Origin of the sequence: Nonomuraea sp. NPDC052634, assembly GCF_040678535.1 — a bacterium.
GTDB classification, from domain to species: domain Bacteria; phylum Actinomycetota; class Actinomycetes; order Streptosporangiales; family Streptosporangiaceae; genus Nonomuraea; species Nonomuraea fastidiosa.
In genome coordinates this window covers 1,659,601-1,686,454 of record NZ_JBFATY010000001.1, presented here as the reverse complement: position 1 = coordinate 1,686,454, position 26,854 = coordinate 1,659,601, and the positions used below count along the sequence as shown (strand labels likewise).

Below are 26,854 nucleotides of genomic sequence, written 5' to 3'. Positions count from 1 at the left end.
GGTTCGAGCTGGTGACTGTGACGACCAACGGTTCGACCCCGGGGACCCCCGACAACCCCTGGGGCGACACCAAGACCAACGCGCCCTCCAACGGCGTCAATTTGGGCCCGACGCAGCGGCCCAGACCCGTGTTCCCCGAGCCGGTGCCTCCCACGGTGCACGGCCCGGCGCGCGTGGTTGCGATGGTCAACCAGAAGGGCGGCGTGGGCAAGACCACCACGACCATCAACCTCGGCGCCGCGCTCGTCGAATACGGCCTCAAGGTCCTGCTGGTCGACTTCGACCCGCAGGGCGCGCTCTCCGTCGGGCTCGGCATCAATCCGCTGCAGCTCGACCTCACGGTCTACAACCTGCTCATGGAGCGCGGGGTCACCGCGGAAGACGTCCTGCTGCAGACCGGCGTCGAGGGCCTCGACCTGCTGCCGAGCAACATCGACCTGTCCGCGGCCGAGGTGCAGCTCGTCACCGAGGTCGCCCGCGAGCAGGTGCTGAGCCGGGTCATCAAGCCGCTGCTGCCCCACTACGACGTCTGCCTCATCGACTGCCAGCCGTCGCTCGGCCTGCTCACCATCAACGCCCTCACCGCCGCCCACGGCGTCATGGTGCCGCTGGAGTGCGAGTTCTTCGCGCTGCGCGGTGTCGCCCTGCTCATGGACACCATCTCCAAGGTGCAGGAGCGGCTCAACGAGGGCCTGGAGCTCGAGGGCCTGCTCGCCACCATGTACGACGCCCGTACCCTGCACGGCCGCGAGGTGCTGGCCCGCGTCGTGGAGGCGTTCGGCGACAAGGTGTTCCACACCGTGATCAACCGTACGGTGCGCTTCCCCGACGCCACCGTGGCAGGCGAGCCGATCACGACGTTCGACCCGTCCTCGCTCGGCGCAAACGCCTACCGTGAGCTGGCCCGAGAGGTGCTCTCGCGCTGGCGCGCGCCTGCCACAATGGCCAGGTGACCGAAGAGCAGACCGAGCCCCAAGGCTTCCAGGTCCACCTGGACGTCTTCGAAGGACCCTTCGACCTGCTCCTCGGCCTCATCGCCAAGCACAAGCTCGACATCACCGAGGTCTCGCTCTCCAAGGTCACCGACGAGTTCATCGCCTACATCCGCTCGCGTGGGCCGGAGTGGGACCTCGACCAGACCAGCCACTTCCTGCTGGTCGCGGCGACCCTCCTCGACCTCAAGGCGGCCAGGCTGCTGCCGTCCGGCGAGGTCGAGGACGAAGAGGACCTGGCGCTGCTGGAGGCCAGAGACCTGCTGTTCGCGCGGCTCCTGCAGTACAAGGCGTACAAGGAAGTCGCGAAGATCTTCGCCGCGCGGATGGCCGAGGAGTCCCTGCGCTACCCGCGTACGGTGCCGATGGAGCCGCAGTTCGCCAACCTGCTGCCCGAGCTGGTGCTCGGCATCGGGCCCGAGCAGCTCGCGAAGATCGCGGCCAAGGCGTTCACCCCCAAGCTGCCGCCCACCGTGAGCACCGGCCACATCTACCAGCCGCTCGCCAGCGTCAAGGAGCAGGCCGCCATCCTGGTGAGCCACCTGCGCCGGCTGCGGCGGGCCACGTTCCGCGCGCTGACCGCCGACTGCCAGGGCACGTTCGAGGTCATCGCGCGCTTCCTCGCCGTGCTCGAGCTGTTCCGCGAGTCGGCGGTGACGTTCGAGCAGGTCGAGCCGCTCGGCGAGCTGCACGTGACCTGGACGGGCACCGACGACGGCGAGGTCGCGGTGGGGGACGACTACGAGGAATCGGCGGAGAAAGCGACCCATGACTGACGACAACCGGCTGCCCGGCCCGCGCCGCTCGCCCGACTCCGAGCCGCCGCTGCCCGCCTGGATGACCCTCCCGGGCTCCCTGGCCCAGCCGGGCGCCCCCCGCCTCGAGGACCCCGACCTCCTCCCGCCCATCACGGGTGCGGAGAACACGGCGTCGGCGGGCCCGGATCCCGCCGTCGCGGAGACCGACGAGACGGAGGCACGCGAGGCGGGCGCGCGCGAGACTGACACGCGGCAGACCGCCGACACGGACGCCCGCGACGCGGGGTCTGGCGGCGTGGACGCGCGCGGCGAGGCCGCCGACGCGGGCACCCGCGCGGCGGGTGCCGCCGTGGCGGAGGATGCGCCGCGACCCGCTGAGGACACGCAAGGGGCCGAGCCGCCCGCGCCTGGCCTGGGCGCGTCGCGGCAGGGCGCGCATGAGGCCGCAGGAAGCGCCGACGTCGGGGGCCGGGAGGCCGCAGGAAGTGCCGTCCTCGGAGGCCGGGAGGCGCTGGGCGACGCCGTGAAGGCGCCCGAGGAGCCGACGGTCCCTGCGACGCCGGAGCCTGCAACAACGGCGTCAGCACCTGCCACGGCGGCTGGATCACCTGCCACGGGGGCTGGATCGCCCGCTAGCGGGGCCGGATCGTCCGCCCCGGTGGCTGGATTGTCCACCGAAGCGCCGGAGGGCTCCGCTGACGGAGGGCTCGGCACCGACGCAACGGCGGTCGGGGGTGACGGCGAGGTTCGTGCCGCAGCGTCGGCGGTTTCCGGAAGCGGCGAGCTTTCCGGCGCGGCGCCGGAGGCTTCGGGCGGCGGCACGGTCGGTGCCGCGCTGCTGGCGGGCTCCGGCGACGAGCCCTTTGGCGCGGTGGCGCTGCCCTCCGGTGACGGTGAGCCTTCCGGCGCGGTGCCGGTGCCTTCGGCCGCCGGTGAGGCCTTCCTTGAGACGAGTGCCAGGGGTGAGGCTGATGGGGCCGCCACCAGCGCTTCGGGCTCCGAGCGGCGGAATGGGGCCCGGGGAGACGGCGCTTCGGCGGCGGCAGGCGCGGGGGAAGGCGACGCTGAGGGGCGTGAGGACGAGGGCGTCGGCGGGGGCTCTGAGGAGGGGCCGTCGTTGGAGGCGGCGCTTGAGGCTATCCTGATGGTGGTCGACGAGCCGGTCGCCGAAGTGACGCTGGCTCAAGTGCTGGAGCGGCCGACGCACGAGGTGGCCGCTGCGTTGCGCGCGCTCGCGGCGGAATACACCGCCGCAGGGCGGGGTTTTGATTTGCGAGAAGTCGCGGGCGGCTGGCGTTTCTACACGCGCGCCGAGTGCGCGCCTATGGTCGAGCGGTTCGTACGCGACGGCCAGCAGACGCGGCTCACCCAGGCCGCTCTGGAGACACTCGCGGTCGTTGCCTACCGGCAACCGGTGAGCCGTGCCCGCGTCGCCGCGGTGCGCGGCGTCAACAGCGACGGCGTCATGCGGACGCTCGTCGCCAGGGGGCTGGTCGAGGAGGCCGGCACCGACCCGGAGAGCCAGGCAGTGCTCTACCGGACAAGCTCATACTTCCTTGAACGTCTGGGACTGCGGGACCTGAGCGAGCTCCCCGAGCTCGCGCCCTTCCTCCCCGACGACGTGGAAAATCTCGAGGAGACGACAAAGTGATCAACAGGCGTAGCACCCCGTCCGGTGATGGACGCGGTCGTGGACGTGCCGGCGGCTCCGGCCGTGGCGGGCGTCCCGCCTTCCGCTCCGGTGACACCCGCGGCGGCGGCACGCGTGGAGGGGATTCCCGCGGTGCCCGCGGCGGCCGGGGCGACTTCCGTGACGACGACTTCCGCGGCCAGGACGACTCCCGTGGCCGTCCGTCGCGCGACTCCCTGCGCGCCGACCGTAGCGGCACCCGCGCCCGGTACGGCCGCAGCGACAGGACCGACAGGTTCGACAGGTTCGACACGGGCGAGCGTTACGAGCGCGGCGAGCGGTTCCGCGACGAGGGCCGGGACGGTCACCGGTCCGGCCGGCGCGACGACCGTTATGACGACCGCTATGACGACTGGCGCGGCGACGACCGTGACGACCGCCGTGACGACCGGCGCGACGAGCGCGGCCCGAGCGCGTTCAGGGCCGGACGCGGCGGACGGCGCGAGGACGTCGCCCCCAAGCCCGTGACCTCCACCCGCGCCCGCTACGGCCGGCGTGACGACGATGACAGGCCGGGCCGGCGCGACTGGGCCGACCGCCCCGAGCGCGACCGCGACGAGTACGGCGGCCGCCAGGAGCGCTCCGGCAGGCGCGACCGGTCCGAGAGCGTGCGCAGCGGCCGCGGCGGCCGTCCCGCGACGCGTACCGGGCGCAGGGACACCGGGCGCAGGGACACCGGGCGCAGGGACGTCGTGCAGACCATCGGCGGCAGCAGCCGGCGCGGCGGCTCCGGCAGCCCGCAGCGCGACCGCGTCAAGGCGGCCCGCCAGCCGATCCGCGACCGCGACTTCTACCCCGAGGGCTACACCGACGAGCGCGACACCACCGAGGTCCCCGACGGCGTACGCCTGCAGAAGGTGCTCGCCCAGGCGGGCGTGGCCAGCCGCAGGGCCTGCGAGGAGATGATCGGCGAGGGCCGCGTCACCGTGGACGGCCAGGTGGTGCGCAGGTTCGGCGCCAAGGTCGACCCGGCCAAGCAGGTCATCCACGTCGACGGCAGGCGCATCCCGACCGCGCCCGACCTCGTCTACTACGCGCTGAACAAGCCCATCGGCGTCGTGTCCACCATGAACGACCCGCAGGGCCGGCCGTGCCTGGCCGACTACGTCGAGGACCTGGCGCCTCGGCTGTTCCACGTGGGGCGGCTCGACACCGAGACCGAGGGCCTGCTGCTGCTCACCAACGACGGCGAGCTGGCCAACCGGCTGACGCACCCCAGCTACGGCGTGCCGAAGAAGTACTGGGCCAAGGTGCCGGGCCCGATCCCGCGCAGCCTCGCCCGCAGGCTCAAGGAGGGCGTCGAGCTGGAGGACGGCATCGTCAGGGTCGACTCGTTCTCGGTGGTGCAGGAGCACGGCCAGCAGGCGCTGGTCGAGGTGGTGCTGCACGAGGGCCGCAAGCACGTGGTCAGGCGGCTGCTCGAAGCGGTCGGCCACCGGGTGATCGATCTGGCCAGGATCGAGTTCGGCCCGGTGAAGCTGGGCCGGACGAAGCCTGGCACGGTCAGGGCGCTGACGCTGAAGGAAGTCGGCGACCTGTACGCGGCGGTGAAGCTGTAATCTGGCCGGACGCAGGAGCCCGTGCGCGAACTCCGCACGGGCTCTACGGCTCTGGAAGGGGACGAAGCACATGGTGCGGGCGATCCGTGGTGCGATCCAGGTGGACGCCAACGACCGCGACTCCATCATTTCGGGCACGACCGAGCTGGTCAGCGTGATCATGGAGCGTAACAGCCTGACTCCGGACGACGTGATCAGCGTGCTGTTCACCGCGACGCCCGACCTGACGGCCGAGTTCCCCGCGCTCGCCGCGCGTAAGCTGGGTTTTCACGAAGTGCCGCTGATCTGCGCCACCGAGATCGACGTCCCCGGGGCGCTGCCGCGCGTGGTGCGCCTGCTCGCCCACATCGAGACCGACCGGCCGCGTTCCGAGATCCACCACGTCTATCTGCGGGGCGCGGTGGCGCTGCGGCAGGACATCGCCCAGTAGATTCGCTCCAAGCCCAGGACCACCCAGCCCAGGACCACCCAGCCCAGGACCAGGCACAGGACGCGGCAGGCAGGCCGGCCGCGCGGCACCTCTCAACCGTTCAGCCCGACCAATCAGGACATCGAGATGGATCTTCGTACCGTGCTCGTCGTCGGCACCGGTCTCATCGGCACCTCCACGGCGCTGGCGCTGCGCAAGCGGGGCGTCCGGGTGCTGCTCGCCGACCGCGACGAGGGAGCCGTACGGCTGGCACGGGAGCTCGGCGCAGGCGAGGAGTGGCGGCCGGGCACGCCCCAGGCCGAGGGTGTGGACCTCGCGGTCATCGCGGTGCCGCCCGCGGCCGTGGCGACCGAGCTGCACGAGCTGCAGCGCATCGGCGCCGCCCGCTTCTACACCGACGTGGCCAGCGTCAAGGGCGAGCCCATCCACCGGGCCAGGCAGCTCGGCTGCGACCTGGCGTCCTACGTCGCCTCGCACCCCCTCGCCGGGCGGGAGAAGTCGGGGCCCGGCGCGGCCAGGGAGGATCTGTTCCTGGGGCGTCCGTGGGCGCTGTGCCCGACCGAGGAGGCCGATCCTGAGGCGAAGGCGGCGGTGCTGCGGCTGATCGAGCTGTGCGGGGCCAACGCCGTCGAGGTGAGCGCCATCGACCATGACCGCGCGGTCGCGGTCGTTTCGCACGCACCCCACGTGGCCGCATCGGCGGTGGCGGCCCGGCTCGCCGACGCCACCGACGTCGCGCTCGGGCTGGCCGGCCAGGGCATCCGCGACGTCACGCGGATCGCGGGCAGCGACCCCGGGCTGTGGCTCGGCATCCTGTCCGGCAACGCGGGGCCGGTGGCCGAGGTGCTGGAGGCCGTGGCCAACGACCTCGCCGACGCGGCCAGCGCGCTGCGCGCCCTGGCCGAGGGCGACGGCACCGCCACCGACGAGATCACCCAGTTGCTCAAGCGGGGCGTGGCGGGGCACGACCGCATCCCCGGCAAGCACGGCGGGCCCGCCTCCGCGTACGCCGTCGTTCAGGTGGTCATCGGCGACCGTCCCGGCCAGCTCGCCCGGCTGTTCCAGGTGTGCGACGAGGTCGGGGTCAACGTCGAGGACGTCCGGCTGGAGCACGCCCCCGGCCTGCCGCTGGGCATCGCCGAGCTGTCGGTCGAGCCCGGCGCGGCCGCCACGCTCACCGAGGCGCTGCACGAGCGCGGCTGGCAGGTCCCCTGACTCCCCTGACGCACCACTGCCGACGACCGCGTCCAAGCCGCCTCTGACGCCCCGATGTCCGCGTTCAGGCGGCCCTGATGCGCGGTTGTCCGCATTCAGGCGGTTTCTGATGCGCGGTTGTCCGCGTCCAAGCGGCCCCTGGCGCGCGGTTGTCCGCGTTCAGGCGGCTTCTGACGTGCGGTTGTCCGCGTCCTTGGAGGCAACGCCTGCGTGGAGCCGTCGGCGGCGACGGGCCGCACCCCGTGCCGGGACACGGATCGGGCGGAGCCCTGTGGGGCCCCGCCCGATGTCCTGCCGGGCGAATCAGCGTTTGGTGATCGCCTGGCTGACGGCGTTCGGGCCGTCGTATTCGCGGTCCGGCATGGATTCGAGTGCCTTGAGAATGTCCTTGCTCGCGTTCTGCTCGCGAGCCGCCTTGATCAGATCCTGCTTGCTGGCCGGGTAGTCGACCCCGCTCAGGTGCTTCTGCAGGTCGATCGGGTTAGGTGCGGTTGTCATACCTGCCTGATGCCCCTCAATCACGTTACGTAACGACTTGCTCGCAGTGAGTTGGTAGATCACGTTTTCGCGTGTTAGGTCCGGCTCTACAGGACGCGTCCCGGGCTGAGCGCCCCGGTCTCCGGGTTGACGGGCCGGGCGGCTTCGCGTACAAAGATCGGTAACAGTGTTACCGACAAGAAACGGCGTTACCGTGAGCACCCCGTACCAGCAGGCCCAGCGCGAAGGGCAGGACGTCGTCAGGGCGACCATCCTCGAAGCGGCCAAGAACCTGCTCATCAACGAAGGGCCGGCGGCGCTGACCGTCCGGCGCATCGCGTCCGAGGTCGGCTGCTCCACGAAGGTCATCTACACGCTCTTCGGCGGCAAGGACGGCCTCAGCGAGGCCCTCTGGCTGGAGGGCTTCGCCCGGCTGGAGCGGCGGCTGCTGGACGTGCCGAGCGACGGCGGCCCGCTCGACCGGCTGATGGCCATGCTGGCCGCCTACCGCGACCACGCACTGGCCGAGCCCGACTACTACCGCGTGATGTTCCTCGGCGCCCTGCCGGGGTTCAAGGCGGGGGAGGAGGCCATCCGGACGGCCAAGCGCACGTTCGGCATGCTCGTGGCGGGCGTGGCCGCATGCCTGGAGGCGGGGGAGCTGGCCGGGGCCGAGGCGCCGGAGATCGCCGACCTGCTCGGGATGGCCGTTCACGGGGCGGTCAGCCTGGAGATCTCCAGCTACTTCGAGGAGGCCGACACCTCGGCCCGCTACCGGCTGCTGTGCACCTCGGTGCTCACCCCGTTCATGACCCGGGACGGACGCCGTACCTGATCACGACAGGAGAGGGAGATCATGAGCACCACACCGTTCACCGGAGGCTTCGCCCCCGCCACCGAGGAGATCACGGCCTTCGACCTGGAGGTCACCGGCCGCATCCCGGCCGAGCTGAACGGCCGCTACTTGCGCAACGGCCCCAACCCGATCGGCCTCGACGACCCGGCCGCCGCCCACATGCTCCTGCCCGAGGGCATGGTGCACGGCATCAGGCTGCGCGACGGCCGCGCCGAGTGGTACCGCAACCGGTGGGTGCGCAGCGCCTCCGTCGCCGAGCGGCTCGGCGAGGAGCCGCGCTCCGGGCCGGTGCACGCCGGCCTGGACCTCGCGCCCAACACGTACGTGATCGGGGTGGCCGGCCGCACGTTCGCGACGCAGGAAGGGGGAGCGCGGCCGTACGAGCTGACGTACGAGCTCGACACGATCGGCCCGTGCGATTTCGGCGGGAAGCTGCCCGGCGGCTACACCGGCCACGCCCACCTCGACCCGGTCACCGGCGAGCTGCACGCGATGGCGTACTTCTTCGGCTGGGACCACCACCAGCACATCGTCATCGACGCCAAGGGCGAGGTGACGCAGGTGACGAAGATCCCGGTCCCCGACGCGCCGATGATGCACGACTTCGCGCTTACCGAGCACTACGTGGTGATCTACGACCTGCCGGTGACGTTCAGCATGGAGCAGGCCGAGAAGGGGACGACGCTGCCCGTCGCGTGGAACGAGGACCACGCGCCGCGGCTCGGCCTGCTGTCGCGGGCGACCGGCGAGGTGCGCTGGTTCGAGGTGGCGCCGTGCTGGGTGTTCCACACGCTCAACGCCTACGAGGAGGGCGATGAGGTGGTCGTGGACGCCGTGCGCTACCCCAGGCGGTTCGTGGACGGCCGATTGGATCTCGGGGGCGCGCCCACGCTCGACCGCTGGCGCATCGACCTGTGTACGGGAACGGTGACCGAGACGCGGCTCGACGACCGGCCGCAGGAGTTCCCGCGCATGGACGAGCGCCGCACCGGCCGGCCGTACCGCTACGGCTACACCGTCGCCACTTTCGACGTGGAGGAGCGCTTCTACCCTGGCGCCACCGATCTTGAGGACATGCCGGACTCGGCGTTCGACAACACTTTGATCAAGCACGACCTGACGACCGGCACGCGGGAGACGCGGCGGATGGGGCGCGACGCGTACGCGGGGGAGCCGGTCTTCGTCCCGGCGGGCGACGGCTCAGGCGCGGCCGAGGACGACGGCTACGTGCTCGCCTACGTCAACAACCCCGGCAGGGGAGCGGCCGATCTGGTGATCCTGTCCGCGCAGGACTTCACCGGCGAGCCCGTCGCCACCGTGCATCTTCCCGTACGCGTGCCGCTCGGCTTCCACGCGAGCTGGATCGCCGACTGACCCGGAGGCGGTAGCCTCTTTCCGGCAAGCCGAAACGTGAAGAGGGAGAGACCGTGGCCGGTCTGGTCGTCGCGATGGACGGCCCTTCGGGGTCGGGTAAGTCGAGCGTGTCGCGCGGGGTCGCCCGCGCGCTGGGCCTGCGTTACCTGGACACCGGGGCGATGTACCGCGCGATGACCTGGTGGATGCTGCGCGAGGGCGTCGATCTGACCGATCCCGCCGCCATCGCGGCCCGCTGCGGCGAGCCCGAGGTCGTCTCCGGCACCGACCCTGACGGCCCCACCATCCACGTCGACGGCGTCGATGTGGCGGGGCCGATCAGGGAGGCCGACGTGACCGGCGCGGTCTCGCTGGTGGCGGCGGTCCCCGAGGTACGCGCCCGCCTGGTGGCGCTCCAGCGCGAGATCGTCGGCGACGGCGACATCGTGGTGGAGGGCCGCGACATCGGCACGGTCGTCTGCCCCGACGCCGCCGTGAAGGTCTACCTGACGGCCAGCCCCGAGGCCCGCGCTCTGCGGCGCAGCGCCGAGGTGGCCGGCTCGACGGTGGAGGCGCAGCGCGAGGCCATGGCCAGGCGTGACACCCTTGACTCGACACGGAAGACAGACCCGCTCTCGATGGCGGAGGGCGCCGTCGAGCTCGACACCACCGACCTGACCTTGGACGAGGTCATCGCGGAAGTGTTGAGACTGGTCAAAGAGCGCACCTGACCCGAAGTCCGGTGCGGGACTCACAAAGGACGATGAATAGTGACAACGGGGGATTGGGTCGAGGCCGACCTCGAAGACCTTGAGATAGGCGAGCACGAGGACAGCACGCCGCTGCCCGTCGTGGCCATCGTGGGCCGGCCGAACGTCGGCAAGTCCACGCTGGTCAACCGCATCATCGGCCGCCGTGAGGCGGTCGTCGAAGACGTGCCGGGCGTCACCCGCGACCGGGTCACGTACGACGCCAACTGGCGTGGCCGCCGCTTCACCGTGGTCGACACCGGCGGCTGGGACCCCGACGCCACGGGCATGAACGCGCGCATCGCCGAGCAGGCGCAGGTGGCCGTCGAGCTGGCCGACGTGATCGTGTTCGTGGTCGACGCCACCGTGGGCGCCACCGACGCCGACGAGATCGTCGGCTCGGTGCTGCGCCAGTCGGGCAAGCCGGTCGTGCTGGCCGCCAACAAGGTCGACAACCAGCAGCTCGAGCTGGAGGCCAGCGCGCTGTGGTCGCTCGGGCTCGGCGAGCCCCACCCGGTCTCCGCGTTGCACGGGCGCTCCAGCGGCGACCTGCTCGACGTCGTGCTCGACCTGCTGCCCGAGACGCCGAAGGTCACCTTCGACGGCGAGCGCGGGCCCGCCCGCGTGGCGCTGCTCGGCAAGCCCAACGTCGGCAAGTCCTCCCTGCTCAACAAGCTGGCGGGGGAGGAGCGCGTGCTCGTCGACCCGATGGCCGGCACCACCCGCGACCCCGTCGACGAGCTGATCGAGCTGGGCGGGCGCACCTGGCGCTTCGTCGACACCGCCGGCATCCGGCGGCGCGACCGCGAGCTGCAGGGCGCCGACTTCTACGCCGCCATGCGCACCCGCGCAGCGCTCGAGCGCAGCGAGGTCGCGGTCGTGCTCATCGACGCCAGCCAGCCGCTCACCGAGCAGGACCTGCGCATCATCGGCCTGGTCATCGAGTCGGGCCGGGCCATGGTCGTCGCCTTCAACAAGTGGGACCTGCTCGACGAGGACCGCCGCTACTACCTGGAGAAGGAGATCGACCGCCAGCTCGTCCGCACCCCGTGGGCGCTGCGCGTCAACATCTCCGCCAAGACCGGCCGCCACCTCGACCGGCTCGTGCCCGCCCTGGAGAAGGCGCTCGACTCGTGGTCCACGCGGGTGCCGACGGCCCGGCTCAACGCGTTCCTGACCGACCTGGTGCGCGAGACCCCGCCGCCGGTGCGCGGCGGCAAGCAGCCGAAGATCCTCTTCGCCACCCAGGCGGCCATCGAGCCGCCCAAGTTCGTGCTGTTCACCTCCGGCTGGCTGGAGGACACCTACCGGCGCTTCATCGAACGGCGCATCCGCGAGGAGTTCGGCTTCGCCGGCTCGCCCATCGAGGTGACGATGAAAATCAGGGAGAAGCGCAAGAAGGACAAGTGATAAGGTCACCGGCAACGCGTTGACGGAGACGAGTAGCCGCGGGACCCACGGCCGCAGAGAGCCGCCGGTAGCTGCGAAGGCGGTGCCGTGACCCGCCGGTGAAGACACTCCTGAGTGCGGGGAGGAAATGCCCCGCCGGTTGACCCCCGTCATCGGGTCGTAACGAGGCCGCCCCCGTTCGCCGGGGGCGGTGAAAGTGCGGTGGCACCGGGAGCTCCCTTCTCCCCCGCACTCCCAAGGGGTCATGCAATTCTTCGCAGGAGTTGTGATGATCTCTCGTGTTCTGTCGGCGGAGCTCGCTGAGCACGCCGGGCAACGAGTGACGGTCGCCGGCTGGGTCCATCGCCGCCGGCGACTGAAGTCCGTGTCCTTCCTCGTCGTACGCGACCGCGCCGGGCTCGCCCAGGCCGTCACCGCGCACGACCCGCCTTCCGAGGTCGGCCCGTCAGGGGGCGGCCTGTCTTCCGCGAACGGCTCGGCCGAGAGCGACCTGCCTGCCGAAGAGACAGTGGTCGCGGTCACCGGCACCGTGGCCGCCAACCCGCAGGCGCCCGGCGGCCATGAGCTGGTCGAGCCCTCGATCGAGGTGCTGGCCGAGACGGGTGCGGCGCCGCCGTTCGACCTCTACCGGCCCGCGGTCAACGCGGCGCTGCCGACCGTGCTCGACCACGCGCCGGTCGCGCTGCGGCACCCGCTGCTGCGGGCGCCCCTGGAGATCGCGGCCGCGGGCGTCGCCGGGTTCCGCGAGACGCTCGACCGGCTCGGGTTCACCGAGATCCACACGCCGAAGATCGTCGGCTCGGCCACCGAGTCCGGCGCGAACGTCTTCGCCATCGACTACTTCGGCAGGCCCGCCTACCTCGCGCAGTCGCCGCAGTTCTACAAGCAGGCGATGGTCGGGGTGTTCGAGCGGGTCTACGAGGTCGGGCCCGTCTTCCGCGCCGAGCCGCACGACACCGTACGGCACCTCGCCCAGTACACCAGCCTGGACGCCGAGCTGGGCTTCATCCGCGACCACCGGGACGTGATGGCGGTGCTGCGCGAGGTGGTGGCGGGCATGCTGGAGTCCGTACGCCGCCGGGCCGGGCACGCCGTGTCACTGCTCGGCGTACGCCTGCCCGAGGTGCCCGCCGAGATCCCGGCCGTGCACTTCACCGAGGCGCAGCGGCTGACCTCGTCGCCGGAGCCCGACCTGTCGCCCGCGCAGGAACGGTGGCTGTCGGAGTGGGCCGAGCGGGAGCACGGGTCGGAGTTCCTCTTCGTCACCGGCTACCCGATGTCCAAGCGGCCCTTCTACACCCACCCCGACCCCGAGCGGCCCGGCTACACCAACGGGTTCGACCTGCTCTTCCGCGGGCTCGAACTCGTGACCGGCGGGCAGCGGCTGCACCGCTACGACGACTACGTCCGCGCGCTGGCCGACCGGGGCGAGGACACCGGCCCGTACGAGGGGTATCTCCAGGCGTTCCGGTACGGGATGCCGCCCCACGGCGGCTTCGCCCTCGGCCTCGAACGCTGGACGGCCAAGCTGACCGGCGCCGCCAACGTCCGCCAGGTCACCGCGTTCCCGCGCGACCTGCACCGCCTGACGCCCTGAACCTGCGCCGAGGGGCGGCCCTCTGCTCGGAGGGCTCGTGGGCCGCCCCTCAGCGGCGGGCCGGTAGGTCGGCGGGCACCACCGCCCGCGTGGGGCCGCCTTTCAGCGGCGGGCCGGCATGCGGGCGGCCACCACCGCCCCCAGCAGGCAGATGACCGCCGTGACCAGGAACATCTCGGTGTACTCGGTGTGCAGCGCAGCCTGCACCAGCTCTGTGTACTCGGCCAGCTGCCGGCGGTACGTCTCCGCGTCCACCCCGAACGGCAGCGGCGTGTCCAGATGCGCCGTCAGCGACTGGAACCGGTAGAAACCCCACGCCGACACGGCCGCGATGCCGATCAGCATGCCCATCATCCTCGCCACCACGACCGCCGCCGACGCCACGCCGTGCTGGTCCGCCCGGCTCACCCGCAGCACCGCCGACGACACCGGGGCGATCACCAGGCCGAGCCCCAGGCCCGCCAGGACCAGCGTGAGGTCCACCCTCAGGCCCGCCTCGGCCAGGTCGAGCGGCCAGCGGCTCATCAGCGCGTAACCGGCCGCCGCGGACACCATGCCGGCCACCGCCACCACCCGCTCGCCCAGGCGGCGGGCCAGCAGGCCGCCCAGGAACGCCGCCACCGTCAACGCCGCCAGGAACCTCGCCAGCACCAGCGACGCGCCCAGCTCGTCGGCGCCGAGCAGAGTCTGGGCGGTGATCGGCACGAACACCATCGTGACCAGCAGCGCCGCCCCCGCCAGGAAACTGACCGCCAGCGTGGCCAGCAGGGGGCCCTTGCGGGTGCCGGTCAGGTCGAGCAGGCGTACGGGGGAGCGTACCTCCCACCACACGAACCCGGCTCCCGCCACCACGCTCGCCCCGATCAGCGGCAGGCCCCACGGCGGGAGCACGGCGGCGGCCGGGTCGGGGTTGTAGAGCCCCACGATCAGCAGCGCCAGCGTGACCGCCAGCAGCGCCCCGCCGACCGCGTCCACCCGCCCCGCGCCCGCTTTCGCGCCTGCGCGGGCCTCGCCCGCTTTCGGGGTCGATCCCGTGCCTGCGCTGGCCTCGTCCGCTTCAGTGGCCGTGTCGGTCTCGGGGCCGGCGGCTTCTGCGTGCGTCTCTGCGGCCGCGCCGGTTCCGAGTGCGAGGGTTTCGGTGCGCGGGTCCGCCGCGTTGCTGCGCTCGCCCGCTTCCGCGAGCGTGGCGAAGCGGGCGGGTGCCGGCGGCGCGGCGGTGTCGCGCGGCTGCGAGCCCGCGCCAGGACCGGCCACCTCGCCCTCGCCGTACTTCCCGCCTCCTGCACCGGTGATGGGCTGGGCGCTCGCGGCGGGCGCGGGAGCCTGAGCGGGTTCGGTGTGCACGTCCACCGCTGAGCGCGCGGCCGCTCCGGACTTCCCGGGCGGGCTGCTCTCGCCAGAGGAGGGCGGCGGGGGCACGAGGTGGCCGGGTGGGAGGGCGCGGTGGACGGCCAGGGCGGCGAGGGCGGAGAGCGGGACGTTGATCCAGAAGATGGCGTGCCAGCCGCCCAGCTCGATCCCCGCGACCACCGTGCTCGGAACCCCGGCGAGCAGGCCGCCGTACAGGGGCCCGAGCGCGCTGCCCAGCTCCTGCGCGGCGCCGACGGCACCCAGGGCGACGGAGCGCTCGCGCTCCTCCCACAGGTCGCCGATGACCGCCATGGTGATCGGCAGCAGCGCACCGCCCGCGACCCCCTGCACGGTGCGCCCGGCCACCACTGTGATCTCCCCGCTCGCCAGCGCGGTCAGCACGGAGCCGAGCGCGAACGCGGCCAGGCAGGCGTGGATGAGCGGGCGGCGGCCGTACCGGTCGGAGAGCCGCCCGAGCAGCGGCATCGCGGCGACGTACCCCAGCAGGAAGCCCGTCACGATCGGGGTGGCGCGTTCGAGGTGGTTGAGCGGGATGCCGACGTCCTCGGCGATGCCGACCAGGACCGTCACCACCACGTACGCGTCCAGCGCGGCGAGCAGCACCACCGCGCCGCCCGCGCCGAGCACCACCCGCCGGGCGCGCCTCACTGCGCCCTCCTCATCGAGCACTTCCCGTCAAGCTCGCCTCACGTCCCGTCTGCAACGGCCTCACTGCGCGGGCGGCTTGATCGTGACCGGCGCGTCGTAGTCGCTGAACGACACCGTCACCGTGCCGCCCTCCAGCGGCAGGCTGGCCTTGGTGAGCCTGCTGCTGGCCTGGTCGATCCAGATCTTGGCGTTCACGCCCTGCGTGACGCCGGGGACGATCTGGCCGACGACGCTGCCGGGGAAGGTGGTGGCGACCCGGTAGGAGCCGTTCTCGACGGCCTCCACCTTGGGGTCGGTGCCGGAGGCGAGCAGCTGCGCGACGCCCTTGGTCGGCTCCAGGATGACCGACGGGTCGTAGATCTGGGCGAGCTGCTGCCGCGTCATCTTCTGGAAGCCGCCCGTGGCGCCCTTGAAGTGGACGGTGTCGCCGACCACGGCGAAGGTGACCTCAAGGAGGCTGCCCAGCGCCTCGAGCGTGATCGTGCCGTCGGCGTCCCCCTCCGCCGTGAGCCGCCCGTCGGCCTTCTTCAGCGGCACGTTCGGCTTGCCCTCGGTCGCGATGGAGAAGCCGGCCGACTTCACCGTCTTCATGGCGTCCACGGCCTTCTTCATCACGTCGGGCCCGGCCGGCAGCTCCGCCCCCGCGCCGCCTGACGAGCACGCCGTCGCGAGCGCGAGGACCGCCACGATCAGTAGCTTTCTCAGCATGACCGGATGCTAGCCAGCGCGGAGATCGCGCGTGGCCGCTCGCGTATATCGGTTGGGTGTCAGCGCAGCTTCTTCAGATGCTCGACGATCGGCGCGTACGCCGCCACGATCGCCTCGAGCTGGTCGTCGGTGAGGCGGTCGACGAAGTGCTCGCGCACGCCCCGCACGTGGTGCGGCGCCACCCGCTGGATCGTCTCCCAGCCCTCGTCGGTCAGCACCGCGTAGGTGCCCCTGCGGTCGTCGCGGCAGTCCTCCCTGACGACCAGGCCCTTGGCCTCCATGCGGGAGATCTGGTGCGACAGCCGGCTGCGCGACTGGATGGTGACGTCGGCCAGCTCGCTCATCCGCATGCGGCGGCCCGGGCTCTCGGAGAGGTTGACGAGGATCTCGTAGTCGTTGAGCGAGAGCGAGTGCGCGTGCAGCTCGCGGTCGAGCCGGTGCATGAGCAGCTTGTGCACCGCCAGATGCGTACGCCACGCACGTTGTTCGGCAGGCGACAGCCAGCGGGGCTCACTCACGCACTCAATCTAGCGCACGTAAGGTGGGGCGCTATGGGCGAGAAGTCTGGGGAGAGCCTGGGCACCGTGCTCGTGGCCGGCGCCGCGAACCTGGCGATCGCGCTGGCGAAGCTGATCGCCGGTCTCATCGGCGGCTCGGCCGCCATGCTGTCGGAGGCGGCGCACTCCGCCGCCGACACCGTGACCGAGCTGCTGCTGCTGGTGGCCGTGCGGCGGTCGGGCAAGCCGGCCGACCGGCGGCATCCGTTCGGGCACGGCAAGGCGGGTTTCGTCTGGGCGCTGATGGCGGCGGTGGCGACGCTGGTGGGCGGGGCCGGGTTCTCCATCACCCACGGCCTGCACGAGGTCGGCCACGGCGAGGAGCTGGCCGACCTCACCCCCTCGTACGTCGTGCTGGCCGTCGCGTTCGTGCTCGAGGGCACCTCGTTGCTCAAAGGGCTGGCGCAGCTGCGCCGCGAGGCCGCACGTTACGGCATCCCGCCCCGACGGCTCGTACGGGTGACCTCCGACACGGCGCTGAAGGCCGTGCTGTTCGAGGACGGCGCCGCGCTCATCGGGCTGCTGGTGGCCGCCGGAGGGCTGCTCGGCTCGCAGCTCACCGGATCGGCGCTCTGGGACGGCGTCGCCTCCGTCGTGATCGGCCTGCTCCTGCTGGTCGTCGCGGTCACCCTGATCAGGACGAACCTGTCGCTGCTCATCGGCCAGGCCGCGCCCGAGAGCGTGCAGAACGGCATCCGCGCCGTGCTGCTCGACCAGCCCGAGGTGGCCGGCGTGGTGGAGCTGCTGACGATGGTGATCGGGCCGGGCGCGGTCCTGGTCGCCGCGAAGATCGATTTCCAGGACGAGGCCACGGCCCGTGGCGTCGAGAAGGCCGCCGACGAGGTGGAACGGCGGCTGCGCGAGCAGTTCCCCCAGGTACGGCAGGTGTTCCTCGACCCCACGCCGACCTGCCGCCGCTGATCACTTGTCGGCGGGCTTGCCGTCCAGGCTGTACCGGTCCCCCGACGCCGCGCCGAGCACGGCACGTCGTTGATCTTCCTGGTGTCCTTCTCCTTCACCGTGCTGATCTCGAGGTGGGGGTCCTTGACGGAACGGATCGCCTCCGAGGTGTTCACCTGCTGGTCCACGACCACGATGGCGTGCGCGGTCGCCTCGTCCACGTCGGCCAGGTAGACCTCGCGCACGGTCGCCTGCGAGGTGGCCTCGAGCTTGACGATGACCTGCGCCATCGCGCCGCCGACGTGCCCGGCTCGCTACAGGAGCCCGCCCATCCAGGACTCGATCTCGTCGGGGTGGCGGGGCAGGCCGTCCGACAGCATGGTCGCGCCGTCCGCCGTGATCAGCAGGTCGTCCTCGATGCGCACGCCGATGCCGCGCAGCTCCTGCGGCAGCGTCAGGTCGTCCGGCTGAAGGTACAGGCCGGGCTCGACGGTCAGCACGTGGCCCTCCTCCAGCACGCCGTCCAGGTAGACCTCGGCCCTGGACTTCGCGCAGTCGTGCACGTCGAGGCCCAGCATGTGGCCGCTGCTGCAGAGCGTGTAGCGGCGGTACAGGCCGGTCTCCATGAGCGTGTCGGCCGACTCCTTGAACAGGCCCCACTCGCGCAGGCCGTCGCAGATGACGCGCATGGCCGCCAGGTGGAAGTCGCGGAAGCGGGCGCCCGGCCGCAGCGTCGCGATGGCCGCCTTCTGGGCCTCGTACACCAGCTCGTACACCTGGCGCTGCACCGGGCTGAAGCGGCCGGACAGCGGGATCGTACGGGTGACGTCGGCGGTGTAGAGGGTGTCGGACTCGACGCCGGCGTCCATGAGCAGCAGGTCGTCGCGGTGCAGCGCGCCGTCGTTGCGGATCCAGTGCAGCACGCAGGCGTGCGAGCCCGAGGCCACGATGCTCTCGTAGCCGACCGCGTTGCCCTCAAGGCGCGCCCGCAGCCCGAACACGCCCTCCAGGTACCGCTCGCCGCGCGGGTGGCCGATCGCCTGGGGGAGCGCGCGTACGACGTCCTCGAAGCCGCGCACGGTCGCGTCCACCGCCGAGCGCAGCTCGCCCACCTCCCACTCGTCCTTGACCAGCCGCATCTCCGACAGGAACGACTCCAGCTCGGCGTCGCCGTCGCCGCGCTCGACCCGCGCGTCCACCGATGGGTCCACGCCGCGCAGCACCCGCGCCGGGCCCTTGAGGTCGAGGTCGCGGATGTGGGCGCACTCGATCTGGTACAGCTCGGACGCCTCCGCCAGGTCGGGGCGCGGCCCGGCCCAGAACTCGCCGTAGCGGCGGTCGCGGTAGAACTCCTGGCCCTCGGCGCGCGGGGCGCGCGGCCTGACGTACAGGACGGCCTCGCCGGACGGCTCGATCACCAGCACGTCGTCCGACTCGTTCGCCCCCGTCAGGTACGAGTACGCGCTGTGCGGCCGGAACCGGTAGTCGCAGTCGTTGCTGCGCACCTTCAGCGTGCCCGCCGGGATCACCAGCCGCTCGCCGGGGAAGCGCTGTGCCAGCGCGGCCCGCCGCTTGGCCGCCCACGGCGCGATCGGCCGGGGCGCGATCTCCGCCCGCCGCTCGCTCGCCCACCCGGTCCGCATGAACGCGGCCAGCTCCTCGGTGACGGGCAGATCATGGCTTCCGGTATTGAGCCGCTCGGTCATTTCTCACGGTCCCTGAGTGACGTGTCGGATTCGTACGCAGGCAGCCTACGGGACCGCTTGACTGGGCCCCCACCCGCTTGTTTGCTCTGGACACGGGCTTGGAACACTGAGGGACAGAGGTGGTGCACATGCTCATCGGTACGATCCTTCGGAACAAGGGCAGCGACGTGACCTGCGTGGCACCGTCCGCCACCGTCCGCGAGCTGCTCGCCAAGCTCGCCGAGCGCAACATCGGGGCGGTGGTCGTCTCCTCTGACGGCGTGACGATCGAGGGCATCGTCTCCGAGCGCGACGTCGTGCGCCGCCTGCACGACCGGGGCGCCGCCGTCCTCGACATGCCGGTGTCGTCGATCATGACGACCGAGGTGACCACGGTGGGGCCGGGGGAGAACGTCGACTCGCTGCGCCGCACCATGACCACCCAGCGCTTCCGCCACATGCCCGTCGTCGACCAGGGCCGGCTCGTCGGCATCGTGAGCATCGGCGACGTCGTCAAGAGCGCCATCGAGGAGCTGGAGACGGAGAAGGCGTCGCTCGTCGACTACCTGCACCGCTGACCCGGCGCATGCGGGGTTGACAGGGGTGGCACGCTAAAACCCGTGATGTACGGGCCGCCTCCCCCTGACTACCCGCAATACCCCCGTGCGACGAGCAGCCCGCCGATCATCGTGCTCGTCGCGGGGCTGGCCGCGCTGCTGGGATTCCTGCTGGGGGTGTTCGTCGGGTTCGGCGCCGGCTCCCCGTCGTCGAGCGGCGAGCCCGCGCCCAGGGTGACGGTGACGGTCGAGAAGAGCCAGTCGCCTCCCGCGGACGCCGGTCTGCCCGCGCAGCCGACGCAGGGCGTGCCCACCGATCCGGCCCAGACCCCACCCGCGCAGACTCCTCCTCCTGGTCAGACCCCGCCTGCCCAGACCCCGCCTGCTCAGAGCGGGCCTGCTCAGAGCGGGCCGATCGGGACTCCGCCCGTGCAGACCCCGCCTGGTGAGACGCCCGCCCAGAGCGTGCCCCCGCAGACGCAGCCCGGCGGGACCCTCACCAACTCCGCGTCCCTGCGCACCCTCCGCGTCGGCACCGACATCCAGCCGGGCACCTACCGCACCACCGGCCCGGCCTCCGGGTTCACGATGTGCTACTGGGCCCGGCTGCGCGACGAGAGCGGCGACGTGATCGCGGCCGGCATGCCGTCCGGCGCCGCCGTGGTCACCATCCAGCCCACCGACAAGGCGTTCCAGACCGGCGGCTGCGCGGAGTGGACGAAAGCCTGACGCGCGAGGTATCGGCGTGTTTGCTCTGGTAAGGCGAGCGTAGGAGGATGCGGCTCAGCCCTACCGAGGAGGAAGACATGTCGGTGTTGCAGAGCTTCGTGGACAGCGTGCGCAGCGGGGCGATCGAGGTGATCGACCTGACCGCGCCACTCACCGCGGAGACACCGATCCTCCAGCTGCCCGAGCCGTTCGCCAACACGATCCCGTTCCGGCTCGAGGAGATCAGCCGGTACGACGACCGCGGCCCGGCGTGGTACTGGAACGACATCCACACCGGAGAGCACACGGGCACGCACTTCGACGCTCCCGTCCACTGGGTCACCGCCCGCGACGGGCAGGACGTCTCCCAGGTGCCGGCCCGCAGCCTCATCGCGCCCGCCGTGGTGCTCGACTTCGCCGACGAGGCGGCGAAGGACCCCGACTTCCTCCTCCAGATCGACCACGTCGAGCAGTGGGAGCGCGCCAACGGCCCGCTCCCCGACGGCGGCTGGCTGCTCTACCGCACCGGCTGGGACGCCCGCTCCGGCGACCAGGCCGCGTTCATCAACGCCGACGACAACGGCCCGCACACGCCCGGCATCTCCGCCGAGTGCGCCGAGTGGCTGGCGTCCGAGACGCCCATCCTGGGGATCGGCGTGGAGACCGTCGGCACCGACGCGGGCGCCGCGCACTCCTTCGACCCGCCGTTCCCGTGCCACTCCTTCCTCCTGGGCGCGGGCAAGTACGGGCTCACCCAGCTCCGCAACATCGACCGCCTGCCCGTCACCGGCGCCGTCGTGGTCGCGCCGCCGCTGCCCATCGTGGGCGGCTCCGGCAGCCCCGTCCGCGTGCTCGCCCTGGTGGAACGTTGATCGTCGCCGAGGCCGTCGGCCGGGCCCTGGCCGCCTGCGGAGCCGAGACCGCGTTCGGGGTGGTCGGCAGCGGCAACTTCCACGTCACCAACGCCCTCGTGGCCGCCGGCGTGCGCTTCGTCGCCGCCCGTCACGAGGGCGGGGCCGCCACCATGGCCGACGCCCATGCCAGGATGAGCGGCCGGCCCGGCATCGTCTCGGTGCACCAGGGTCCCGGGCTGACCAACGCGCTGACCGGCATCACCGAGGCGGCCAAGAGCCGCACGCCGCTGGTCGTGCTGGCCGGCGAGGCCACCGAGCCGCAGTCCAACTTCCACATCGACCAGGCCGGGCTCGCCACGGCGGTGGGCGCGGTGGCGATGCGCGTCACCGACGCGGGCGATGCGGTCGCGCAGGCGGCGCGGGCGTACCGGCTGGCGGCGGGGGAGCGGCGTACGGTGCTGCTCAACCTGCCGCTCGACGTCCAGGCCGCGCCTCACTCCGGCGGACTCGACGTGCCCGCCGAGCCGGCCGCGCCCCGCGTGGAGCCCGAGATCGGCGAGCTGGCCGCCGCGCTGGAGACGGCCGGGCGGCCGGTGTTCATCGCCGGCCGCGGCGCCCGGCACGCCCGCCGCGAGCTGGAGGCGCTGGCCGAACGCACCGGGGCGCTGCTCGCCACCTCGGCCGTGGCCAAGGGCCTGTTCCGCGGCAGCCCGTGGGACCTCGACGTCTCCGGCGGTTTCGCCACCCCGCTGGCCGCGGAGCTGATCCGGGACGCCGACCTCATCGTGGGCTGGGGCTGCGCGCTCAACATGTGGACCACCCGGCACGGCTCGCTCGTCTCGCCCGGCGCCAGGGTGGCCAAGGTGGACCTCGAACCCGCCGCGCTCAAGACCCACGTGCCCGCCGGCATCGGCGTCGTCGGCGACGTGGCCGAGGTCGCCGCGGCGCTGGCGGACGCGGTGCCGCAGCGCACCGGCTACCGCACGCCCGAGCTGGCCGGGCGCATCAGGGCCGAGGGACGGTGGCGGGCGGTGCCGTACGACGACGACGGCGCGGGCGGCAGGATCGACCCCAGGACGCTCACCATCGGCCTGGACGACCTGCTGCCCGCCGAGCGCGTCGTCTCCATCGACTCCGGCAACTTCATGGGATATCCGTCGATGTTCCTGGACGTGCCGGACGAGAACGGCTTCTGCTTCACCCAGGCGTTCCAGTCGGTCGGTCTGGGCCTTGCGACCGCGATCGGCGCCGCGCTCGCCCGGCCCGACCGGCTCCCCGTGGCCGCGCTCGGCGACGGCGGCTTCCTCATGGGGCTCGCCGAGCTGGAGACCGTGGTCCGGCTGGGGCTGCCGATGGTGATCGTCGTGTACGACGACGAGGCGTACGGAGCCGAGGTGCACCACTTCGGCCCGCACGACCACCCGCTCGGCACGGTCACGTTCCCACCCGCCGGCCTCGCCGCCATCGCGCGCGGCCACGGCATGGACGCCGTCACCGTCACCCGCCGCGAGGACCTGGCGGGCGTCTCCGCCTGGCTCTCCGGGCCCAGGGACCGTCCGCTGCTGGTACACGGCAAGGTGACCAGGGAACGCGGCTCCTGGTGGCTGGAGGAGGCGTTCAAGGGCCACTGACGGGCGTTCAAGGGCCACTGACGGGCTCTGCCCGCCGAGGGGCGCCCGCGTCAGAACTTGCGGTGGGTGCGGGCCTCCTCGGCGGCCGCCACGACCTCGGCCAGCGTCTCTCCCGCGCCCGCCGTCACCGCCGCCGCGATCGCGCCTTCAAGGAACGGCACGTCGACCACCACCGCCTTGCCCTCATCGGCCAGCAGCCGGGCGTTCAGCACCGAGCTGCCGATGTCGGGGATGAGCACCACCCCGTCCCCGTCGTCGACGCTGCGCACCGCCTTCTCGATCACCTCCACGCTGCTGCCCAGCCCGCCGTCGGCCGTCCCGCCCGCGGCCGCCACCGGCACGTCATCGCCCGCGATGCCCCGGACCAGCCGCACGGCCTCGGCCGCCAGCCCGGCACTGTGTGAGACCAGCACCACGCCCACCGTCACAGCGCCTCGCCGCCCAACGATCGCACCGCCTTTCTCAAGCCCGGCCACGAGCGCGCACCCGCGGCCCTCATCCCGCCACGCTCGCCAGCGCTTCGAGCAGCAGCGCCGCCGAGGCCGCTCCCGGGTCCTCGTGGCCGATGCTGCGCTGCCCCAAGTAGCTCGCCCTGCCCTTCTTCGCCTGCATCGGGATCGTGGCCTTGGCCCCTTCCAGAGCCGCGTCCGCCGCCTTGACCAGCGCCTCGTGCACGCCGACGCCGTCGCGTACGGCCAGCGCCAGCGCACGGGAGGCGGGGGTGAGCGCGTCCACCATCGTCTTGTCGCCCGGCGTGGCCTTGCCCAGCCGCTCGATCGCCACCACGCCGTCCTCGAACGCCGCCGCGAAGCCCGCGAGCGTCACCGGCGACTCCCGCAGCGCCCTGCCCATCTGCCGGAACAACGACCCGTACAGCGGCCCCGCCGCGCCGCCCACCCGGCGGATCAGGATCGTCCCCGCCGTCGTCAGCACCTCCGACGCCGAGCCCGGGGGATCGTCGGCCAGCGCCTTGCACACCTCGGAGAAGCCGCGGTCGAGGTTGGTGCCGTGGTCGGCGTCGCCGATCGCCGCGTCCAGCCTGGTCAGGCGGTCGCGTTCGCGGCGGATCAGCCTGGAGCTCTCCTCGAACCAGGCCACGAACAGATCGGTGTCCATCATCGCCCCCAGCGCAGTCCCGGCGTCTCGACCGGCGCGTCCCACAAGCGGGTCAGCTCGTCGTCCAGCGGGCAGACGGTGACCGAGAAGCCCTGCATGTCGAGGCTCGTCACGTAGTTGCCCACCAGCGAGCGCGCCACCCTCGCCCCCCTGCCCTTGACGTACGCCGCCACCTCGCCGAACACCACGTACAGCTCCGACAGCGGGGTGCCGCCCATGCCGTTGACCATGACCAGCAGGTCGCCGCGCAGCGGCATGTCGCCGTGGATCGCGTCCATCGCCACGCCCGCCAGCTCGCGCGCCGGTGCGATCGGCACCCGGGTGCGGCCAGGCTCGCCGTGGATGCCGATGCCCAGCTCCACCTGGTTCTCCGGCAGGTCGAAGATGGGCTTGCCGGCGGAGGGCGGCGTACAGGAGGTCAGCGCGATGCCGAACGACCGGCTGCGCCGGTTGACGTCGGCCGCCACCGCGGCGACGTCCTCCAGCGGCCGGCCCTCCTCCGCCGCCGCACCGGCGATCTTCTCCACGAACAGCGTCGCGCCCGTGCCGCGCCGGCCCGCCGTGTAGAGCGAGTCCTGTACGGCGACGTCGTCGTCCACCAGCACGCTCGCCACCTCGACGCCCTCGACCAGCTCGGCCGCCATCTCGAAGTTGAGCACGTCGCCGGTGTAGTTCTTGACGATGTGCAGCACCCCGGCGCCGCCGTCCACGCTCGTGGTCGCCTCGATGATCGGGTCGGGCACCGGCGAGGTGAAGATCTCGCCGCAGCAGGCGGCGTCGAGCATGCCGTAACCGACGAACCCCGCGTGCAGCGGCTCGTGCCCCGAACCCCCGCCCGACACCAGGCCTACCTTGCCCGGCCTCGGCCCCGCCGCTCGATAGACCACGTTGTCGCGGACCCGCAGCGACGGGTGAGCCGCGGCCATGCCGTTCAATGCGTCCTCAACGACGGAATCAGCCGTGTTGATGAGCTTCTTCATGGTCAGAACATCTGCCCTTTTTCACGACCGCGCAAGCGTCATGGCGCGGGCGGGCTGGATGTCGTGCTCAAGCCGGCCGGCGCGGACGCTCAGGCCGGGGCCGCGACGGACGCGGAGGCCAGGGCCGCGACGGACGCGGAGGCCGGGGCCGCGACGGACGCGGTGGCCGGGGCCGGGACGGACGCGAACGGCCGGGCTCCCACGTCCGCCGGAGCCGCCCGAGTAGGTTACGGTCTGCTCATGGCTGAGATCGTGTACCCGCCGGTGATCGCCGCCGCGCGGACCCTCTTTCGCGTGCTCGACATCCGCTTCCACATGGAGGGGACCGAGCACGTGCCGCGGTCGGGGGGAGCGGTGCTGGTCAGCAACCACATCAGCTACCTCGACTTCATCTTCGCCGGGTTCGCCGCGTTGCCGTCGAAGCGGCTGGTGCGGTTCATGGCCAAGGAGGACGTGTTCAAGCACCCCGTCTCCGGGCCGCTGATGCGCGGCATGCACCACATTCCGGTCGACCGGGGCGCGGGGGCCGGCTCGTACGCCACCGCCCTGCGCATGCTCAAGGCCGGCGAGGTCGTCGGCGTGTTCGCCGAGGCCACGATCAGCCGCTCGTTCACCGTCAAGGAGATCAAGAACGGCGCCGTCCGCATGGCCCAGGCCACCGGCACCCCCGTGATCCCCGTCGCGCTGTGGGGCAGTCAGCGCCTGTGGACCAAGGGCCGACCGCGCAAGCTGCTGCAGCGGCACATCCCGATGACCATCCTGGTGGGCGAGCCGATGTATCCCAAGCGCGGCGAGAACGTGGCCGATCACGTCGCCGACCTGCGCGGGCGGCTCACCGGGCTGGTGGACCGGGCGCAGCGCACGTACCCGGAGATCCCGCCGGGCGTCTGGTGGCAGCCGGCCCACCTCGGCGGCACCGCCCCCACCCCCGAAGAGGCCGAGGCCATGGACGCCGCCGAGGCGGAGGCCCGCGCCAAGAAGGAAGGCTGACGCGCCTGCCACGGCGTTGAGGCCGCTGACGCGCCTGCCACGGCGTTGAGGCCCCTGCCACGGCGTTGAGGCCGCTGACGCGCCCACGGCGCGCGATGGGCGCCGGGCGGCTGCGCTCGCGAGGAGCGGCTGAACGCTGGGACGCGCACACCTTCCGGACCTCGCCTCGGCCGGCGCTCGACGGCCGAGGCGTCACCGGACGGGTGTCGTCAGATGGCCGCCTGGTAGGCGCTGGCGCGCATGCCGGCCAGCAGGCCCGCCGTCTGCTCCAGGGTGAACCTGCGCACCGGGTCGTGGTGCAGCAGGCCCTCGATGAGCGGGCGCATGATCCCGGCGCGGCGCGGCGGCGGGTAGGGGCCGCTGCGCGCCATGCCGAGCACGGTCGCCGCGTCCTGGCCAGGGTAGGGCGGCTGGCCCTCGATGGCGCTGTACAGGGTGGCGCCGAACGACCACATGTCCGCTTCCTTGCTGGCCGGCCCGCCGTGCAACCGCTCAGGCGCCATGAACGCCGGGGTGCCGCGCAGCCGCCGCGACGTGGTCATGCGGATGTCGCCTTCGGCCGTCGCTATGCCGAAGTCGGTGAGCACCACCCGGTCGCCCGTCAGCATGACGTTGGCGGGCTTGACGTCGCGATGGAGCACACCCGCCTCGTGGGCGGTACGCAGCGCCGCCAGCAGGTGCTGGCCGATCGCCGCCACCGACTGCGCGGGCAGCGTGCCCACCTGGGAGAGCAACTGGTGCAGTGAGAGCCCGTCGAGGTACTCCATCACGATCCAGAGCTTGCCGCCCTCCTCGATCAGGTCGTGCACCGTCACGATATTGGGGTGGCTCAGCCCGGCGGCCATCCTGGCCTCACGAAGCACCCTCCGGCGTACCATCTCGACCTCGCCGGTAAGGGTCAGCTCCTTGAGCGCCACCGTACGGTGAAGGAGCTGATCGAACGCCCGCCAGACAACTCCCATACCCCCACGACCGGCCTCCTCGTTCAGGAGGTACCGTCCGCCGATCTGCCGCATACCATCCCCTCATGCTCGGGGATAATCATGTCACTTCCGTACAGGCT

General features: G+C 72.2%; 26 protein-coding genes. 17 read left to right on the top strand and 9 right to left on the bottom strand.

The features are described from left to right. The first annotated feature begins 11 nt into the window (after positions 1–11). The 6 genes from AB0K67_RS07620 (at position 12) to AB0K67_RS07595 (ending at position 6,644) form a co-directional block, all read left to right on the top strand. Positions 12–953 carry a ParA family protein gene (locus AB0K67_RS07620; protein WP_364054517.1) on the top strand — a complete coding sequence of 314 codons (942 nt, stop codon included), beginning with the start codon at positions 12–14 and terminating at the stop codon, positions 951–953. Beyond that, positions 950–1,768 carry a segregation/condensation protein A gene (locus AB0K67_RS07615; protein WP_364054514.1) on the top strand — a complete coding sequence of 273 codons (819 nt, stop codon included), beginning with the start codon at positions 950–952 and terminating at the stop codon, positions 1,766–1,768. Before AB0K67_RS07620 ends, AB0K67_RS07615 begins: the two co-directional genes overlap by 4 nt. Before the next feature lie 1,126 nt (positions 1,769–2,894). Then, positions 2,895–3,401 (top strand): SMC-Scp complex subunit ScpB, encoded by a 507-nt coding sequence (scpB, locus tag AB0K67_RS07610; protein WP_364057479.1) that lies wholly within the window; start codon positions 2,895–2,897, stop codon positions 3,399–3,401. After that, positions 3,398–4,999 carry a pseudouridine synthase gene (locus AB0K67_RS07605; RefSeq protein ID WP_364054511.1) on the top strand — a complete coding sequence of 534 codons (1,602 nt, stop codon included), beginning with the start codon at positions 3,398–3,400 and terminating at the stop codon, positions 4,997–4,999. The genes scpB and AB0K67_RS07605 overlap by 4 nt, the downstream gene beginning before the upstream one ends. A gap of 70 nt (positions 5,000–5,069) precedes the next feature. Continuing rightward, entirely contained in the window at positions 5,070–5,429 is a 360-nt protein-coding gene (gene aroH, locus AB0K67_RS07600; protein ID WP_364054508.1) for a chorismate mutase, read from the top strand. 126 nt (positions 5,430–5,555) lie between these two features. After that, the gene (locus AB0K67_RS07595; RefSeq protein ID WP_364054505.1) at positions 5,556–6,644 is read left to right on the top strand and encodes a prephenate dehydrogenase; all 1,089 of its coding nucleotides are present in this window, start codon (positions 5,556–5,558) and stop codon (positions 6,642–6,644) included. Positions 6,645–6,947: 303 nt separating this feature from the next. Here AB0K67_RS07595 and AB0K67_RS07590 read toward each other — a convergent pair whose 3' ends face one another. After that, complete coding sequence (locus AB0K67_RS07590) at positions 6,948–7,142, bottom strand: DUF2795 domain-containing protein (RefSeq protein ID WP_364054502.1); 195 nt, start codon at positions 7,140–7,142, stop codon at positions 6,948–6,950. Positions 7,143–7,335: 193 nt separating this feature from the next. Between AB0K67_RS07590 and AB0K67_RS07585 the strand changes: the two genes are divergently transcribed. The 5 genes from AB0K67_RS07585 (at position 7,336) to aspS (ending at position 13,086) form a co-directional block, all read left to right on the top strand. Continuing rightward, entirely contained in the window at positions 7,336–7,956 is a 621-nt protein-coding gene (locus AB0K67_RS07585) for a WHG domain-containing protein (RefSeq protein ID WP_364054499.1), read from the top strand. Positions 7,957–7,977: 21 nt separating this feature from the next. After that, positions 7,978–9,351 (top strand): carotenoid oxygenase family protein, encoded by a 1,374-nt coding sequence (locus AB0K67_RS07580; protein ID WP_364054496.1) that lies wholly within the window; start codon positions 7,978–7,980, stop codon positions 9,349–9,351. 53 nt (positions 9,352–9,404) lie between these two features. Next, positions 9,405–10,061: a (d)CMP kinase gene (cmk, locus tag AB0K67_RS07575; RefSeq protein ID WP_364054493.1), complete on the top strand. Its 657-nt coding sequence runs from the start codon at positions 9,405–9,407 to the stop codon at positions 10,059–10,061. Between the two features lie 39 nt (positions 10,062–10,100). After that, positions 10,101–11,489 (top strand): ribosome biogenesis GTPase Der, encoded by a 1,389-nt coding sequence (gene der, locus AB0K67_RS07570; RefSeq protein ID WP_364054490.1) that lies wholly within the window; start codon positions 10,101–10,103, stop codon positions 11,487–11,489. A 268-nt stretch (positions 11,490–11,757) separates the two neighbouring features. Further along, a complete protein-coding gene (gene aspS, locus AB0K67_RS07565; RefSeq protein ID WP_364054487.1) occupies positions 11,758–13,086 on the top strand; it encodes an aspartate--tRNA(Asn) ligase in 1,329 nt (442 codons plus the stop codon). A 102-nt stretch (positions 13,087–13,188) separates the two neighbouring features. Here the strand turns inward: aspS and AB0K67_RS07560 are convergent, their stop codons facing one another. The 3 genes from AB0K67_RS07560 to AB0K67_RS07550 are packed head-to-tail and all read right to left on the bottom strand — an operon-like array spanning position 13,189 to position 16,331. Beyond that, positions 13,189–15,105, bottom strand: a complete 1,917-nt coding sequence (locus AB0K67_RS07560; protein WP_364054484.1) for an MFS transporter — start codon at positions 15,103–15,105, stop codon at positions 13,189–13,191. Between the two features lie 60 nt (positions 15,106–15,165). Beyond that, positions 15,166–15,813 carry an LppX_LprAFG lipoprotein gene (locus AB0K67_RS07555; protein ID WP_364054481.1) on the bottom strand — a complete coding sequence of 216 codons (648 nt, stop codon included), beginning with the start codon at positions 15,811–15,813 and terminating at the stop codon, positions 15,166–15,168. A gap of 59 nt (positions 15,814–15,872) precedes the next feature. Beyond that, positions 15,873–16,331 (bottom strand): MarR family transcriptional regulator, encoded by a 459-nt coding sequence (locus AB0K67_RS07550; RefSeq protein ID WP_364054478.1) that lies wholly within the window; start codon positions 16,329–16,331, stop codon positions 15,873–15,875. Positions 16,332–16,364: 33 nt separating this feature from the next. On the opposite strand from AB0K67_RS07550, the gene AB0K67_RS07545 reads away from it, so the two are divergent. Beyond that, positions 16,365–17,291, top strand: coding sequence for a cation diffusion facilitator family transporter (locus AB0K67_RS07545; RefSeq protein ID WP_364054475.1), 927 nt, complete (start codon positions 16,365–16,367; stop codon positions 17,289–17,291). Between the two features lie 293 nt (positions 17,292–17,584). Here the strand turns inward: AB0K67_RS07545 and AB0K67_RS07540 are convergent, their stop codons facing one another. Next, positions 17,585–18,976, bottom strand: a complete 1,392-nt coding sequence (locus AB0K67_RS07540; protein WP_364054472.1) for an aminopeptidase P family protein — start codon at positions 18,974–18,976, stop codon at positions 17,585–17,587. A 128-nt stretch (positions 18,977–19,104) separates the two neighbouring features. Here AB0K67_RS07540 and AB0K67_RS07535 point away from each other — a divergent pair, with 128 nt between their 5' ends. The 4 genes from AB0K67_RS07535 to AB0K67_RS07520 all read left to right on the top strand — a co-directional run bounded on the left by AB0K67_RS07535 (position 19,105) and on the right by AB0K67_RS07520 (position 22,705). Beyond that, positions 19,105–19,533, top strand: a complete 429-nt coding sequence (locus tag AB0K67_RS07535; protein WP_364054469.1) for a CBS domain-containing protein — start codon at positions 19,105–19,107, stop codon at positions 19,531–19,533. Positions 19,534–19,578: 45 nt separating this feature from the next. Continuing rightward, a complete protein-coding gene (locus AB0K67_RS07530; RefSeq protein WP_364057476.1) occupies positions 19,579–20,241 on the top strand; it encodes a hypothetical protein in 663 nt (220 codons plus the stop codon). Positions 20,242–20,318: 77 nt separating this feature from the next. Continuing rightward, the gene (locus AB0K67_RS07525; protein ID WP_364054466.1) at positions 20,319–21,092 is read left to right on the top strand and encodes a cyclase family protein; all 774 of its coding nucleotides are present in this window, start codon (positions 20,319–20,321) and stop codon (positions 21,090–21,092) included. Continuing rightward, positions 21,089–22,705: a thiamine pyrophosphate-binding protein gene (locus tag AB0K67_RS07520; RefSeq protein ID WP_364054463.1), complete on the top strand. Its 1,617-nt coding sequence runs from the start codon at positions 21,089–21,091 to the stop codon at positions 22,703–22,705. The genes AB0K67_RS07525 and AB0K67_RS07520 overlap by 4 nt, the downstream gene beginning before the upstream one ends. 50 nt (positions 22,706–22,755) lie before the next feature. On the opposite strand, the gene AB0K67_RS07515 is transcribed toward AB0K67_RS07520, so the two are convergent. The 3 genes from AB0K67_RS07515 to dhaK form a co-directional block, all read right to left on the bottom strand. Next, complete coding sequence (locus AB0K67_RS07515) at positions 22,756–23,118, bottom strand: phosphoenolpyruvate--protein phosphotransferase (RefSeq protein ID WP_364054460.1); 363 nt, start codon at positions 23,116–23,118, stop codon at positions 22,756–22,758. A gap of 82 nt (positions 23,119–23,200) precedes the next feature. Then, on the bottom strand, positions 23,201–23,824 hold the full coding sequence (dhaL, locus tag AB0K67_RS07510) for a dihydroxyacetone kinase subunit DhaL (protein WP_364054457.1): 624 nt from the start codon (positions 23,822–23,824) through the stop codon (positions 23,201–23,203). Next, complete coding sequence (gene dhaK, locus AB0K67_RS07505; protein WP_364054454.1) at positions 23,821–24,801, bottom strand: dihydroxyacetone kinase subunit DhaK; 981 nt, start codon at positions 24,799–24,801, stop codon at positions 23,821–23,823. The genes dhaL and dhaK overlap by 4 nt, the downstream gene beginning before the upstream one ends. Positions 24,802–25,041: 240 nt before the next feature. Here dhaK and AB0K67_RS07500 point away from each other — a divergent pair, with 240 nt between their 5' ends. Further along, complete coding sequence (locus tag AB0K67_RS07500) at positions 25,042–25,791, top strand: lysophospholipid acyltransferase family protein (protein ID WP_364054451.1); 750 nt, start codon at positions 25,042–25,044, stop codon at positions 25,789–25,791. Positions 25,792–26,000: 209 nt separating this feature from the next. Here AB0K67_RS07500 and AB0K67_RS07495 read toward each other — a convergent pair whose 3' ends face one another. After that, a complete protein-coding gene (locus AB0K67_RS07495; RefSeq protein WP_364054448.1) occupies positions 26,001–26,807 on the bottom strand; it encodes a serine/threonine-protein kinase in 807 nt (268 codons plus the stop codon). Positions 26,808–26,854 lie beyond the last annotated feature (47 nt).